Here is a 15,152-nt window from a genome sequence, read left to right as displayed (position 1 = left end):
CGAAAAGAGATTCCTTACTAAAAGGAGATGATTTCAGCACTCATTTATTCTACGAAATGCCCCTAAACCATCTCTTCTCGGGCATATAAAAAAAGCTTAGTGACCACTAAGCTTTCTTTCGAAGACAGTAATGGATTAGATGCTACTTTAATCTGAATAATTCCTCCAACTCGTGAAAAACACAACTACATCGCGCTATTCTCTTTTTTCTTTTTCATCAGACTCCGAATCCGCTGCATCCATGATGGTGATTGCTCCTCTGGAAACCATTCATCCTCGTCTTCATCACCATACAACTTAATGCTCATCACCAGCCCAATACAGGCCATGTTGATCAGCAAAGACGTACCGCCATAACTAATGAACGGCAGGGTAATGCCCGTTAGAGGCATGAGGCCAAGGAATGCACCTACATTTTCAAACACCTGATAGAGTAACATCCCGATAATACCCACAATGATAATGGGTCCGGCCCTTTCTTTGCACTCCAGTGCGATTAACACCATCCGGTGGATAAGGATAAAATATAACAGGATTAAGAGCGAAGCTCCGACAAAACCAAATTCCTCCGCGACCACCACAAAGATGGAATCCGAATACGTATACGGCACACGTCCGCTTTGAACCGAAGTTCCTTCCAAAAAACCCTTGCCCATAATCCCGCCCGATCCGATGGCAAGTCCTGCATTTTTTGTATGCCACATCGCTTTGGCTGTAGCTTTCTCGGGTACAAGCCACGGATCGATCCGTTCAGCCCAGTGCTCCCGTTTGATCTTTTCCAAAAAGGCGAATATTTCATCATGGTAGAAGGTATACGATTTGATGAAACCAATAAAGAAAGCACCCACAATCGCCAGCCCGATTAACGCATGTTTCAGCTTTATATTGCCAATCCATAAAATAGCAACCAGAATGACCACATAACCGAGAGCGTTACCCAGGTCATTCTGAGCCATAACCAGTGCGAACGGAATAAACGTCCAGAGCCCAATCGGTACGACATCTCTCCAGAACCCGAGCTCCCCACGTTTACGCTTCACAATTAAATGGGCAAGAAATAGAACAAGGATCATTTTGAACAATTCCGCAGGTTGAAACGAAATGCTTTCCGTGATTTTCAGCCAGCCATTCGCGTTATTCAACGTACTTCCAAGCACATTGGCCAGGATCAAGAAAACAATGCCTATACCATATAGAAGAAAAGCGTATTTTACGTACAATTTGTAATTAAACAAACCAATCCCGATGACTGCAATGAACCCAACCACGTAGAAATAGATTGTTTTCACATGATGATTCGCGAGTTTGGGATCAAAGCGTGTTCCACTATAAATCGCAAGTATACTAATCGCCATTAACAACAACAGAACAAAAAGAATGACGCCATCCAGCTTCTTTACCGTTTTCCACATGATGTTTGAATATCCCCCTAGTTCACACATCGCACTTTACCAATAATGATCAATATTACCATTGTACCTAATTGGATGGGAGAATGGAAATCCGGTTGATTTTAAAGCAAAAAACCTTGAAAGTCCGTTCCTCAGCGAATGCCGGGAAGAACGATTCCAAGGTTGATCTGACTTCTTTTTCAATATTTCTGTAAACATTCATGTTCACTGTTCCGGTTGCTCCTGTTGCGCAGGTTTGCGTCTGAACAGCTTCAAGATCAGTTCCGTAATACTCGGTTGCTCCGCTGCTCCCAGGATATCTTCATTCTCTTCGGTGTGTACCTTGATACTCATGGCAATGCCCATACTGATCATGTTAATGAGCAGTGATGTTCCTCCATAACTAATGAATGGCAAGGTGATACCTGTCAGTGGCATGAGTCCGATAAACGGCCCGATATTGACAAAGACCTGATACAGAATCATCGCAATAATACCTACAATCAAATAAGCACCTACGCGATCCTTACATTCCAAAGCGATTAAGACTAGCCTATGAATCAGGATGAAATACAATAAAAGAAGTACCGATGCGCCAACAAAGCCAAACTCTTCACCAATCTGTACAAAAATCGAGTCTGCATAGGCCAGAGGTACCCGATTGGATTGAATGGTGGTACCCTCCATGTAGCCTTTACCCGTAACCCCACCAGAACCAATGGCAAGTTTGGCATTGTACGTTTGCCACAAGACGTCTCTCGATGTCAGTTCAGGCACAAGCCACGGGTCGAACCGTTCTGCCCAGTGTGCACGTTTAATATCTTTGAGGAAACTTGTAATTTCATCATGATAATGAATGTATGCCTGTATGCCAGCAACGATAGCACTTACCGCCAGTACAAAACCAATCAATGCATGTGAAAATTTGATATTGCCGATCCATAATAAACCGATCCAGATAAAAATATAGCTGAGTACCGCACCCAGGTCATTTTGCAACAATACAAGCAGCAAGGGCGGCAGCACACACAAACTGATCGGAATGACATCTCGCCCAAAAAACAAAGGCCTGTTCTTCTTCCTGGCGAGCAGTGTCGATAACATGACAATCAGACATAGCTTGAACAACTCCGAAGGCTGAAGACTGATTCCGCCAATCGAAAGCCAACCTTGGGCTCCGTAATACTCATTACCAATGAACAAAACCAGAACTAACAGTAACAGACCCAGCCCATAGATATATAAATAATTTTTGACGATAAATTTATAGTTGATCATGGACATTCCGAAAAAAACAACAAAACCCAAAACATAAAATACAATCATATTTTTGGAGAATCCCTCAACCTTTGGACGACCAAACGTAGTACTGTAAATGGCCATGATACTAATGACCATCAGGATCACCAAAATAAAAACGATGGAGTAGTCGATCTTTTTGAATTTGTGCAGCATGTCTTTATGTTCCTCCAAGCATTCAGAAAATCTTCGGCATACCCCATTGTAGAGGATTTCGCGGCAAAAAGAAAACTTACGTGCCTTACATTTTTGTCACCTGTTCCGAAGGTCGAACACCCAGGACATGCCGCTCAATTCCGGCAAGGTCGGGAACGATGATAATCTCCGGCCAGTGCCCCGCCGATTCCAGCAAAGCCGCCACGTCGTGAGCCTGGCCCATGCCCAGCTCAAAACCGACAATCTGCGGCGGCGCAGGCAACAGATTCAGCTGCTCTATCATGATGCGGTACGGGGCGAGCCCGTCCGGACCGCCATCCAGAGCGAGGCGCGGCTCATGATCGCGCACCTCCTGCTGTAACCCGGCGATATCTCCCGCCGGGATGTAGGGCGGGTTGGACACCAGGATGTCCAACCGCTCCCCAGCGAACGGTGCAAGCAGATCGCCTTCACGGAAGTCGATCTGCACGCCGTTCGCGGCCGCGTTGCGCGCGGCCACGTGCAGGGCATCCGCCGAGAGGTCCCCGGCGGACACCTGCCACTGCGGGCGAAGCGAAGCCATCGTGACCGCGATGGCGCCGCTGCCCGTGCCAATGTCGACGGCGCACACGGCACCGCCGTCGCCGGCAAACACACGGTCTGCTGCGCGTAGCACAGCTTCGACCAGCAGCTCGGTCTCCGGCCGCGGAATCAGCACGGCCGGCGTGACCTCGAACGGCAGCCCGTAGAATTCCTGGCTGCCGATAATGTACTGCGCCGGCTCACCCGCAGCCTTGCGCGTGACGGCGTCTTCCCAGCGGCTACGCAGCCCGCTGGGGAACGGCTCCGGCTGCATCATGTAATACTGGGCGCCATAGACGCCCAGTACATGCTCCAGCAGCAGCCGTGCATTGTTGTGCGGCTCGTACACGCCGCACTTCTCCAAAAAAGAGGAAGCCTCTACGAAGGCTTCCCGGCAACTCTGCTCCGGCGTCATTACAAACGGTCCGCCTGTCACAGATTATTCTCCTCTATCCATCATCTCGGTCTGCTGAGCAATCGTCAGTGCAGACAAGATATCTTCAATCTCACCGTTCATGATTTGATCCAGCTTGTGCATCGTCAGACCGATGCGGTGATCGGTTACACGGCTTTGCGGGAAGTTGTACGTACGGATCCGCTCACTGCGGTCACCCGTTCCCACTTTGCTTTTGCGCTCTACGGAGATTTTCGCTTCTTCTTCCATCCGTTTCATATCAAAGATACGTGTACGCAGAACTTGCAACGCTTTTTCTTTGTTGGAGTTCTGGGATTTACCATCCTGACACGTTGCTACGATACCTGTTGGCACGTGAGTTACCCGTACTGCCGATTTCGTTGTGTTAACCGATTGTCCACCGGCACCACTGGAACAGAACGTATCCACACGAATGTCTTTATCATGAATTTCGATATCAAAATCTTCCGCTTCCGGCATTACCGCAACGGTTGAAGTCGATGTATGAATCCGTCCACCGGATTCCGTTGTCGGGATACGTTGTACACGGTGTGCACCGCTCTCGTATTTCATTTTGCTGTACGCGCCGCGTCCGTTGATCATGAATACAACCTCTTTGAATCCACCGAGATCGTTCGTGTTCACATCCATCAGCTCGACTTTCCAGCCTTGTGCATCCGCATAACGGGTATACATCCGGTACAGATCAGCCGCAAACAATGCCGCTTCATCTCCACCAGCCGCGCCGCGAATTTCCACAATAACGTTTTTGTCGTCATTCGGATCTTTGGGTAGCATGAGTACACGAATCAGATCATCCAGTTCTTTCTGGCGAGCAGACAGTTCATCAATTTCCATTTTGACCATCTCGCGCATCTCGTCATCCAGCTTCTCTCCTTGCATTTCCTTCGCAGCTTCCAGATCCTCGCTTACCTGTTTGTACTCATTGTACGCATCGTATGTCGGCTGAAGATCGGATTGCTCCTTCGAATATTCACGCAGCTTTTTGTTATCACTAGCTACATCCGGGTCACACAAAAGCTCGCTCAGCTTGTCATAACGATCGGCCAATGCCTGCAATTTATCCAACATGTATAGTCACCTCACGTTTTATTTTGTCTTTGCACATGCCGTATTTCATAACGAAACAACATGCACACTTGCTGTATATATCTATCATTCAAAATTCCACAAACCACAGGATTCTTCTGAATCCCCTGACCGCAGCATCTCATTCGAATTCTGTGTTATATGATCGACGTATAACCTCGCTACAACGTCATCAAATCCTTTACTTTTAAAGTGATATAAAGAAATCGCCTACCGCCAAAAGCCCTTGTCTCATCTCATCGATTAAAACAAAGATTTTATCATGGGTATACGACTCTTAATTATAGCATATGCTTATGCCTCTGGCTAGAGCAATTCGTCCTCCAACTGCTCCAGCACAACACTCCACCATGTTTCTTCATCAAGCAAACTTACAGGGTCTTTCTCTGTATAAAATAAACGGAGTTGCTTCACTGCTTCATCTTTTCCGGACTGCTCTTTTTGCGTTGAACGAGGTTTAATCTCTCCGCGTCGAAATGCTTCCAGCTTCGCTTCCGCTTGTTCCAGTGTCATGACCGTGGGCTCATAGGCTTTGGAGTGCTCCTCTACGATTACCGTGTACCTGCTCAGAAACGCCAGAAACAGATGGATGCTGCTATTCATTACAGCATACTCTCCACTCTGCACATCGACTCTATACAGTATGCCCGTTCCAGCTTCCAGCCCAAGAATGACCGTCTGCTCATCCCATTCATAACCGATGGGGAAGAGCGTCTTGAGATCATCCGATGTCCTCATTAACCCCTTATCCGGCAATGGATTAAACCTAATACCAAGTACATCTTCACCGTCCAACGTAAGCTGTGGCAAGCCAGAATGAAGCAATAACTCCTGTGTTTCTTCGGCTAAATTCGCTTTTTCTACAAGCATAGGATCGTATCGAACACACCGGGACGTTATATCCACTCTTGCCACCTCCTCCAAAGGTCCTTCTTTCTTTTATTATATCCATCATGGGTAAACAATCCAGTGAAAACGGAATCAACCTTGCATATACTGACCGTTGTTTCGGAGTAAAATGCAAACAAAAACAGCACCATTCTCTGAGAAACCAGAGAGGTGCTGTTCTTTATTTTAACCGGTAAGCCTCAGAAGGCTACCCCGTCTTGAATCTTTTTTGAAGATTAAACGTTGAAACGGAAATGCATCACGTCGCCGTCATTTACCACGTACTCTTTACCTTCCAGACGCAGTTGACCGCGCTCTTTGGCACCGTTCATGGAACCTGCAGCAACCAGATCGTCATAAGAAACAACCTCTGCACGGATGAATCCGCGTTCGAAGTCTGTGTGAATGACACCCGCTGCGCCAGGCGCTTTTGTTCCTTTACGGATGGTCCATGCACGAACCTCTTGTACACCCGCTGTAAAGTACGTATACAATCCGAGCAATTTATAAGCCGCTTTGATAAGCAAGTTCAGACCGGAATCCTCGATCCCGAGCTCTTCCAGGAACATTTGTTTATCATCGCCTTCCAGTTCGGAGATTTCTTCCTCCACTTTTGCACTGATCGGCACCACTTCAGCATTTTCAGCAGCTGCGAACTCACGTACCTTTTGCACATATGCATTGTTCGCTACATCACCGATTTCGTCTTCAGCCACATTGGCCGCATACAGAACGGGTTTCAGCGTAAGCAAGTGAAGGTCACGTACGATCAGACGCTCTTCGTCTGTCAGCTCCATGCTACGTGCAGGCTTGTCTTCATAAAGGACCGCTTTGACTTTCTCCAATACTTCCACTTCTTGAGCAGCCGTTTTGTTGCCACCCTTCATGTTTTTCTTGGAACGGTCGATTTTTTTCTCAACACTCTCGATGTCCGCCAGGATCAACTCCAGGTTAATCGTCTGAATGTCACTTACAGGATCAATCTTGCCATCGACGTGAGTGATGTTCTCGTCTACGAAACAACGAACAACGTGCACAATCGCATCCACTTCACGGATGTGGGCAAGGAACTTGTTACCCAGGCCTTCACCTTTGGAAGCTCCGCGTACCAGACCTGCGATATCAACAAACTCAAATGCGGTAGGCACTGTTTTTTTCGGTACAACGAGTTCTGTCAATTTGTCCAAACGCTCGTCCGGTACTTCAACGATCCCCACGTTCGGGTCAATCGTACAAAACGGATAGTTTGCAGACTCGGCACCTGCTTGTGTAATTGCATTAAACAATGTAGATTTACCAACGTTCGGCAAACCAACGATTCCTGCTTTCAAAGCCATGTATATGACAACTCCTCATTCATTACTTGTTCGGTATGGATAATCCTATCCATTATATATGACAAACCCCAAGGCATCAAGGAACTTCGCCGATTCACCCGCAGCCATCTCCATCTTCAAATCCCTGGTTCCTGCTAGCCTTTGATTTCCTTGTACATCGTCAAGTCTGTCACTTCATAGCCCATCTTGCGATACAGGCTGCTTGCCCGCTCATTATGTCCAAACACATGCAGCCCGATGCGATCCACCCCAAGACTTCGCGCGGTCTTTTCGAGTGCATCCATCGTTTCTGTGCCGTATCCTTTGCCGCGATACGCTTCTTCCACCACGATATCCAGCAGAAAGGCTTCTTTCCCCCGGTTATTCTCCGTAATATTAAACCAGAGGTATCCGACAATGCCGTCCACCGGATGCATCAGATTGAACACATATGCCCCTGGCGTCTCTAATCCTTCCGGCAGATAACGTTCATATGACTCCTCTGCCCGTTGTAGCGCTTCTTCTGGCGCCCACGTTCCTGCTTCTACTTTTTCCTGTGCAAAATCTTCAATTGAACGTCTGCGAAAACTCGCAAATTGTTCCGTATTCATGGGAGACAGTTCCATGTTATTTCCTCCTGATCTAGTTGTGATCACTTGAGTGTGATTGTTACGATGGCCTACGTATGAACTTTATGTACAGTTCAAGTACACTTACAAATCAGCACCTCTTCAAGTACCTCATCACATGAACCACATTAAATGAACCTTATTCCAAGCGCTTCAACTTCTTATGTTGAGCACTCATCCTAATCGACTTTACACGTTTCCACACATTTATCTTATTGCTCTGCTCGTTCTCCTTCATATTGTACCTTATTGTTTGAACATACACTGTAAAATAATGCTCCTGCACCAACTTTTGCATGCATCCCTGCGTTTATATCTTTAATACGAGACACCCGTATACAACAATCGAATAGAAAGGACGGTTTAACCATGCACACCAAACCACGTCGTCCCTTTTCCAAACTAAAACTAATGATTGCCCTTGGCCTGTTCCTTGCACTGGGTACCATTGTAGCGATGAGCTTTCTAAATGCCATCGATCCGTTCCGCAAACTCAGAATTACGATTGATAATCAGTCAGACTATGACATTACTCAGATTAAGACAGGCATAACCCATTTGAATCAACCCGTTCTCGATGCGAGCACAGCAGATAAAACAGAAGATTCCGATCTGCTCTATACCTTTAGCGAAGAAATCGTTAGCGGAAAAAAAGTAAAGTTTACTCCAAAGATGCAATTTCTAGGCGAAAGCTCCGTCTACGTCATACTTAAGGACAGTCGCGGCAAAACCTATACAAAAACAGCCTGTGGATATACAGAATCTGTGTCAGGAACCTCCCTCATCACGATAACTAATGAGAATATAACTGTGAAGGAAAATTGTACTTAAATTGAATGTTTCTCATTCTACACATCTACCTATGTTAAAATAGAAGGGCGAGCGACCGGCCAAAGTTTCTCGCCCAGAGGTCGATGGATTACTCCATCGGCTTTATCCTTTTAACATGATTGTACATATTAATAAGTTCATCCAGCACCATAGATTGGTGGATCACCTGAGGGTGAAGAAGCTCGCCGTACTCCGTTTTGATCTGATGGAGTCTCTCCCTCGCTTCTTCGATCCGCAGTTTGAGTTCGTTCTGCTCCATAACACCCCTCCCTGCTGTACCATTGTAGGACATCCTGCTAATTAACATAAATTCAAATAAACTCCAACAGTGAAAACGACAAAAAACACCCTTTTCTGAAACACCCTTGGACAATCTAAGCAACTGTCGTATAAGGAATTTCAAAACGGAGGATGCATCAGGATGCAACAAATCTAATTTCTTTAGACCTGTGGAGATCGCCCCTAGGCCTATACATACATGTGGATACGTTCCTTGTTACTTTTTACTTAGCATAATCTAATCTTTCCTTGTTGTACCCACTCATCGTTCGGGACTGTATAATCTCTGAATCTTTTGAATAAGCATTTCGGCACTTGGCTTGACCCCGAGTCCAGTGACCACGTACTGCAAATCATCAAAAAGTCCCAAACAATCGAGAAGCCCATCTTTATTCATATTTTCAATCGCAAATTCCATGCCTTGGCGAATGTAAGCTACGCCTCTGTCATAGTGGTTATTTCTTAAATAGTACGTACCCAACCCTGCCAGCAAAATACCATACTGATCATTGGTGTATTGTTTGCTCATTTTTCCGAAGCGACTGCTCTGTTCCTCGTAATCCAGATGAGATTGATACTGCTCAAGTACATCGTCAATATTGACATTATATCGATTTGCTGCGGTCACGATGGCGCATAGCGCAGGAAATATTTCTTTTTTGCGATCAGAGATATACGTTAAATAATCTGGAATCAACTCTGTTTCACCCGACAGCAATCTGAAATAGTAGTTATTCCCTTCTGACCAATCCTGAAACTGAAGAATTACCATCTTTTCCTCTTCTGTGGGCTCTTTAATCCAGCTGTAATCAGCGTATTTTGAGACATACTGAAGCGTTTCCTTGTATTTTCCATGTTGATAACTGACCTCAGCAAGCGCAAGATACGAATACAAAGCATAATACACAATCTTCTTTTTGGTTCTGGTCTCTACTTCTCGTAATGTTTTCTTGGCATCATATTGAATAAAAGCTTTGATCTGTAACTGGTCAGCGAATTCTTTCACTTTGTCCCAGCGGCGCAAGGATGCATACACATTGATCAGTTCATTCAGCGCATCGAATTGGTATTGCTCATCAAGACGTTCTACAAATAGTTCGAACCTTGTGGCTAGCGTAAGATTATTAACCTGGTCATTCGAAAGTCCTATCGAAAACAGACGATATTGGCATAAAGCCAGACGTTCCGAATGTTGCAACTTCTCACTCTCAGCAACACAGCGATAGAGCGGTTTACAAGCCTCCATCTTGCCTTCGCTATGCAACTGCTCTGCCAGCTCAAACAACAGAGGCACATAGGAAAGGTTATCCATCACATAGTTCACCGCTGTCTCCATATGTGTTATATGGCCTAGCTCTGCACAACGATATAAAAAAGGTCTGAGCCTTCTCCAATCCAGGGTAGAGTCTACTAAATACTCATGTATGTATAGTTCATATAATTCGCCTTCAGGCATCCCAATGCCAGCCGTAATGCGATCCAATTGATTTAAGCCTATCGGACGATTCCCTTTCAACGTACCGCTCAATGTCCCGGAATTCACGCCAGAAATCTCGGAAAAGCGATTGATGGTCATTCGATTCCTTTTCAAAAAATGTTCTAAATGGTCACGAATTGTAGCTTTTTCGCTCAACGGGACACCGCCTTCCCATGAAATGAAGCTTAATGCGATCATACAATATTTTGGTAAGTATCATCAATATTTAACTTGTAAATATTTTACTTTAATATGCAAAAAAAAAACGCCCTATTTTAATTGAGCAGATTTAGAACGATCTGCGATTACTACGATGGGACTCGAATCATTCTAACGATCACCAGCGACGCTATTTGCCCATTTTTGGTCACTTTGAGATTCTAACGATCACCAGGGAGCTTATTTACTTGAAAAGCTACGTTTTTCACTCATTTTTGCGGAATTTCACACAAATAACGCTTCTGGTGATCGTTAGATTGTCAAACACCGCAAAATGCGCGAAATAAGGTTCTGTGAGATCGTTAGAGCCTCTGAGTCAATACAGCCACTCCGCTATCCAACCTTCGCTTCCGCACTCTGAGTCCTCGGCATCCATGTCGCCCGACCCCAACAACATTACCGCCGCTCAACCAGACGTTCTGTCTGCTTCACCTCTGCGATGCTACCTGCGCCAATGCCAAACATGACGGTGCGTAGCTCGAATTCGACCTGCTCCAGCCGCTCGGACAGTGCTTCGTCGGAGGTGACGGCGGATTCGAGCAAGGAGCGACCAAAACCTGCGAGGTCGGCACCGAGCGCGAATGCTTTGGCAGCATCCACGCCAGTGTACAGTCCGCCGCTACCGATCAGCGCCCCATCGGGGTTCAGTGCGCGCACATCCTGGATGCATTCGGCTGTCGGAATGCCCCAATCGGCAAAAGCTTCAGCAGCCGCCCGGCGTACCGGGTTATTGTTGCGATACTTCTCCACCTGTACCCAGCTTGTACCACCTGCGCCAGCCACATCGATGAAGGCTACGCCCGCTTCGTACAGTCGCTGTGCCGTCACGCCATCGATGCCAAAACCAACTTCCTTAACACCGACAGGCACGTCCAGCTCACGACACAATTTCTCGATTCGTTGGTACAGACCGCTGAAGTTCGTATTGCCTTCGGGCTGGAATACTTCCTGCAGCGTGTTCAGATGCAGCACAAGCAGATCCGCGCCGGCGATATCCACGGCACGCTGGAAATCAGCCGTGCTGAAGCCATAGTTCAGCTGAACCGCGCCCAGGTTCGCGATGACCGGGATGTCCGGTGCCCAGCTACGGACATCAAATGTGCTTGCGAGTTCCGGCTGCTCCACGGCAGCCCGGATCGAGCCTACCCCGAGCGCCCAGCCTCTGGCGTTCGCTACCCGTGCAAGGCGCTCATTGATCGCGCCTGTGGTCTTGCTTCCACCCGTCATCGAGCTGATGAGCAAGGGTGTACGCATTTTTTTGCCTAGGAACGAAGCGTCCAGATTCACATCTTCAAAATCCAACTCCGGCAGCGGATGATGACGAAACGCATACTTCTCCAGTCCGCTCGTTATGCCTTCTCCTGCCACATTCTCCTCCAGACAGAGGCGCACGTGCTCCAGCTTCCGTTCTCCCGTTGCCACTTCGGGCAGCAGCCGTCTGCCGGCTCGCTCTTGTTCGTTCATGATGAGACCTCCTATGTGAGAATGATGTGCAGGGTAGGCTCCATCTGAGTTGTGTTGCTTCCTGTTCCCTACCCCATGCTGAGTTGCTCTGTAACTCTTTTTTCTATGTAAAATGCGGTTGCAATGGACAACTCTATCCAGTATACCGTTCCTCTCAACCTAATGAAAGGACACTCCAAAACCCCATGATCTCAAACATGAATTCATTAGAGTTTCGGAGCATCTATTTTATCTCATTAGGGTCTTGTCAGCCCCGGTCTGCCTTATTCAGTTCATCAAATTCATCAATTTCCAGCAAACCTGTTCCTCCACACGCTTGCTCTACCTTCCCAGCTCCGTTGCAAGTCGCTCCCCCACAAGCTGGCCGGACAGCGTAACAATCGGGGTTCCGCCGCCAGGATGAGTTGTACCGCCAACGTACCAGAGCCCTTGAACATCTTTGCTCTGATTGCCTGGTCGCATAAAAGTCTGTTTCACCGAATTGGAGGAAATGCCATAGATCGACCCTTGATGAGCGAGTGTATCCCGTTCAATATGTTGCGGTGTGTAACAAATTAACACTTCCGATTGCATCAACCCGCCAATACCACGCGCCTCCAATTGTTCCAGCACAAACTCACCGTAACGATATTTCTGCTCTTCCCAGTTCCACGCTTGAGACAAATACGGTGCATTCACCAGAATGAACAGATTGCTGGCCCCTTCCGGAGCCATACCTGCTTCGGAATAACCCGAGTAACAGATGTATATCGTTGGATCTGAAGGCATCCTGCGATCACGGAAAATATCATCAAACTCCAGCTTATACTGCTCTGGAAAAAAGACCGTGTGATGTAATAACTGATCGTACTTTCTGCGCACTCCCGCTAGGGTTACGAATCCTGAGATGGAAGGTTCGTACTTGGCAATCCGAGCATCACTCATTCGTTTCCGATGCTCCGGCGCGAGCAGTAACCTGTTTACACTAAGCACATCTCCATTAGCCACGACCTGTTCTGCTTCCATAAAGCCCCGATCCGTATCCACGCCGATCACCTTGCCATGCCGAGTCACGATCTGATGCACTTCTACACCCGTCAGAATCCGCACGCCTTTTTCCTGCGCAAGCCGGGTCATGCCTTCAATCAGCTGATACGTTCCGCCTTTGACCCCGTAGATGCCCACCTCTGCTTCCACATGACCCATCATGGCAAAAATAGAAGGCGACAGATACGGAGATGATCCTACATACGTGGCGTACCGCCCGAACATGGCGAGTGTGTGTGGATGGCTGAAATACCTGCGTAACAACTTATCCAGCCTGACTGTAGGCCGCACCCGAAGCAGACTGCGCAACATTTGAAGGTTGTATTTATCAGACGGATTTAGTAGCAACTTACCGAGGAAATGACGATTCGCCTCCGCATACAATGCGGCAGATTCATCCATAAACGCATCATAACGCAAGGCATCCTCCGGACTGTACACAGCAATCTGCTCTTTCATCCAGCCGCGATTTCTAGACAGATCGACCACTGTTCCATCCGCAAAAACATTACGTGTTCTAGGCTCCAGCTCGTACAACTGCACATAGTTCTCCATCACCACGCCTGCCTGATCAAAAACCGAGCGAAACGCATCCGGCATCGTAATCGTGCTCGGCCCGCGGTCAAAATGATACCCGTCCTGCTGGATCTGTTGCAACTTGCCGCCCACATGCGCCTGACGCTCCAGAATGGTTACTCGCAAGCCCGCCGTAGCAAGGCGAATCGCACAGGATAGACCGCCGAAGCCTGCCCCGATTATAATGACATCCTGTTTCAAGTTCCCGTTTGAGGCCTCCGCCCGGTGCCCGTTATCCATTTTCATCTCTTTTCCCAGCAACATTCCTACCCCTTTACTACCTTCTCCTATACCTTGGTCTCTCTCTGTATCTTCTGAACCGTCACCATTTCCATTCTCCTGTACACTCTGCATCAGCTATAACGCCTGCCTTTCCATACATACCCTTTACCAGATCGACCTGCCTGCCGTGAGGCCAGACCAATAGCAATCACACACGCCATGCTGATCGGTTGAAAAAGAGCAAGCCACCACGGCTGACCTCCGATATGATCGGATACCCGTTTTACGGCCATGCCAAGCAATGTGCCTATGAAACCATAGAGAAATGACGTTTCACTGCCCGTTATTAGCCCTATAACCAGACCCAATGGCGGCACAATATACATCACAAAGTACATCAGCATCGTCCCAAGCAACAGCACGTCCTTGCGCCCCATGCCTTCATACATATTTTTCTTATATCCGTTCCATACTTCTGCACCGTTCTGATACATCCGCGTACTCGTCACATCATGGACATCCGCCAGCATCATGGGATGACCGGCACGTTTCACCGCTTTGGCGAGACTCATGTCGTCCACCAGATGCCCTTGAATCGCTGCATGACCGCCGGATGCTTCATAACTTGTTCGATGAATGAGCAAAAAAGCCCCCGTAGCGGCGACAAACATCGGACTTGCTGACCTTCGTATCATAAAAATAGGAAGATGGCTGATGATCGTAAACATCATCATGGGCACAACAAGCTTTTCCATCCAGGTCTTCGCAACCTGATACGGGAAGCCGGTAACCAGCCCGCCGCCCTGCGCGCACCCGGCAGCAAAAGTCTGCCGAATGGCATCCGGCTTGACCCGAACGTCCGCATCCACGAACATAAACCAGTCTCCTTGGGCTTCCTGAACCAATCGGTGACAGGCGTAGGATTTTCCCATCCAGCCCGCAGGTAGTTCAGTACCCCGAAGCAAACGTACGCGTGAATCTCGCTCGGCAATCGCCTGAACCAAAGCGGCGGTTTCATCTTCGGAGCGGTCGTCCAGCACCAGCACTTCCATACGAAAACCCTTCGTATCGCTGGCAAGCACACTTTCCAAACATGCTTCAATATGTATTCGTTCATTTCGAGCGGGTATCAATACCGAAACAAGCTGATCGGATGGCACGATATTCATCTTACGGAATGATCGTACTTTAGGCAGGCAAGCGGCATTCCACACCGCAAAGAGCAATTGCAGTAGCAACCCTCCCACCAGACACATCCACAATATCTCAGATGCATTCATACTCTCACTCATG

At 47.6% G+C, this 15,152-nt stretch carries 13 protein-coding genes; 1 reads left to right on the top strand and 12 read right to left on the bottom strand.

Annotation, left to right across the window (positions count from 1 at the left end; translation table 11 throughout):
* Window positions 1–185 precede the first annotated feature (185 nt).
* The 7 genes from BLQ13_RS18550 to BLQ13_RS18520 form a co-directional block, all read right to left on the bottom strand.
* Window positions 186–1,412 (bottom strand): FtsW/RodA/SpoVE family cell cycle protein, encoded by a 1,227-nt coding sequence (locus BLQ13_RS18550; RefSeq protein ID WP_090922825.1) that lies wholly within the window; start codon window positions 1,410–1,412, stop codon window positions 186–188.
* A 204-nt stretch (window positions 1,413–1,616) separates the two neighbouring features.
* Window positions 1,617–2,846, bottom strand: coding sequence for an FtsW/RodA/SpoVE family cell cycle protein (locus BLQ13_RS18545; RefSeq protein ID WP_090922823.1), 1,230 nt, complete (start codon window positions 2,844–2,846; stop codon window positions 1,617–1,619).
* 85 nt (window positions 2,847–2,931) lie between these two features.
* Window positions 2,932–3,822, bottom strand: a complete 891-nt coding sequence (prmC, locus tag BLQ13_RS18540) for a peptide chain release factor N(5)-glutamine methyltransferase (protein WP_090923069.1) — start codon at window positions 3,820–3,822, stop codon at window positions 2,932–2,934.
* A 24-nt stretch (window positions 3,823–3,846) separates the two neighbouring features.
* A complete protein-coding gene (gene prfA, locus BLQ13_RS18535) occupies window positions 3,847–4,914 on the bottom strand; it encodes a peptide chain release factor 1 (protein WP_090922822.1) in 1,068 nt (355 codons plus the stop codon).
* A gap of 324 nt (window positions 4,915–5,238) precedes the next feature.
* Window positions 5,239–5,838 (bottom strand): SUKH-4 family immunity protein, encoded by a 600-nt coding sequence (locus BLQ13_RS18530; protein WP_090922819.1) that lies wholly within the window; start codon window positions 5,836–5,838, stop codon window positions 5,239–5,241.
* A 218-nt stretch (window positions 5,839–6,056) separates the two neighbouring features.
* Window positions 6,057–7,157: a redox-regulated ATPase YchF gene (ychF, locus tag BLQ13_RS18525; protein ID WP_090922817.1), complete on the bottom strand. Its 1,101-nt coding sequence runs from the start codon at window positions 7,155–7,157 to the stop codon at window positions 6,057–6,059.
* 134 nt (window positions 7,158–7,291) lie between these two features.
* The gene (locus tag BLQ13_RS18520) at window positions 7,292–7,762 is read right to left on the bottom strand and encodes a GNAT family N-acetyltransferase (protein WP_090922815.1); all 471 of its coding nucleotides are present in this window, start codon (window positions 7,760–7,762) and stop codon (window positions 7,292–7,294) included.
* 372 nt (window positions 7,763–8,134) lie between these two features.
* Between BLQ13_RS18520 and BLQ13_RS18515 the strand changes: the two genes are divergently transcribed.
* Window positions 8,135–8,596, top strand: coding sequence for a hypothetical protein (locus BLQ13_RS18515; RefSeq protein WP_090922813.1), 462 nt, complete (start codon window positions 8,135–8,137; stop codon window positions 8,594–8,596).
* An 88-nt stretch (window positions 8,597–8,684) separates the two neighbouring features.
* Here BLQ13_RS18515 and BLQ13_RS18510 read toward each other — a convergent pair whose 3' ends face one another.
* From BLQ13_RS18510 to BLQ13_RS18490, 5 genes are all read right to left on the bottom strand, one after another.
* Window positions 8,685–8,855, bottom strand: a complete 171-nt coding sequence (locus tag BLQ13_RS18510; RefSeq protein WP_090922811.1) for an aspartyl-phosphate phosphatase Spo0E family protein — start codon at window positions 8,853–8,855, stop codon at window positions 8,685–8,687.
* A gap of 282 nt (window positions 8,856–9,137) precedes the next feature.
* Window positions 9,138–10,508, bottom strand: coding sequence for a helix-turn-helix domain-containing protein (locus BLQ13_RS18505; protein ID WP_090922809.1), 1,371 nt, complete (start codon window positions 10,506–10,508; stop codon window positions 9,138–9,140).
* 459 nt (window positions 10,509–10,967) lie between these two features.
* On the bottom strand, window positions 10,968–12,035 hold the full coding sequence (gene fni / locus BLQ13_RS18500) for a type 2 isopentenyl-diphosphate Delta-isomerase (protein WP_090922807.1): 1,068 nt from the start codon (window positions 12,033–12,035) through the stop codon (window positions 10,968–10,970).
* 321 nt (window positions 12,036–12,356) lie between these two features.
* On the bottom strand, window positions 12,357–13,877 hold the full coding sequence (locus tag BLQ13_RS18495) for a phytoene desaturase family protein (RefSeq protein WP_167375783.1): 1,521 nt from the start codon (window positions 13,875–13,877) through the stop codon (window positions 12,357–12,359).
* A gap of 113 nt (window positions 13,878–13,990) precedes the next feature.
* Window positions 13,991–15,151, bottom strand: a complete 1,161-nt coding sequence (locus BLQ13_RS18490; RefSeq protein ID WP_244159378.1) for a glycosyltransferase family 2 protein — start codon at window positions 15,149–15,151, stop codon at window positions 13,991–13,993.
* Window position 15,152 lies beyond the last annotated feature (1 nt).

It is taken from the genome of Paenibacillus polysaccharolyticus (assembly GCF_900102085.1).
GTDB lineage: Bacteria > Bacillota > Bacilli > Paenibacillales > Paenibacillaceae > Paenibacillus > Paenibacillus polysaccharolyticus.
This window is presented reverse-complemented; position numbering and strand designations above follow the sequence as displayed.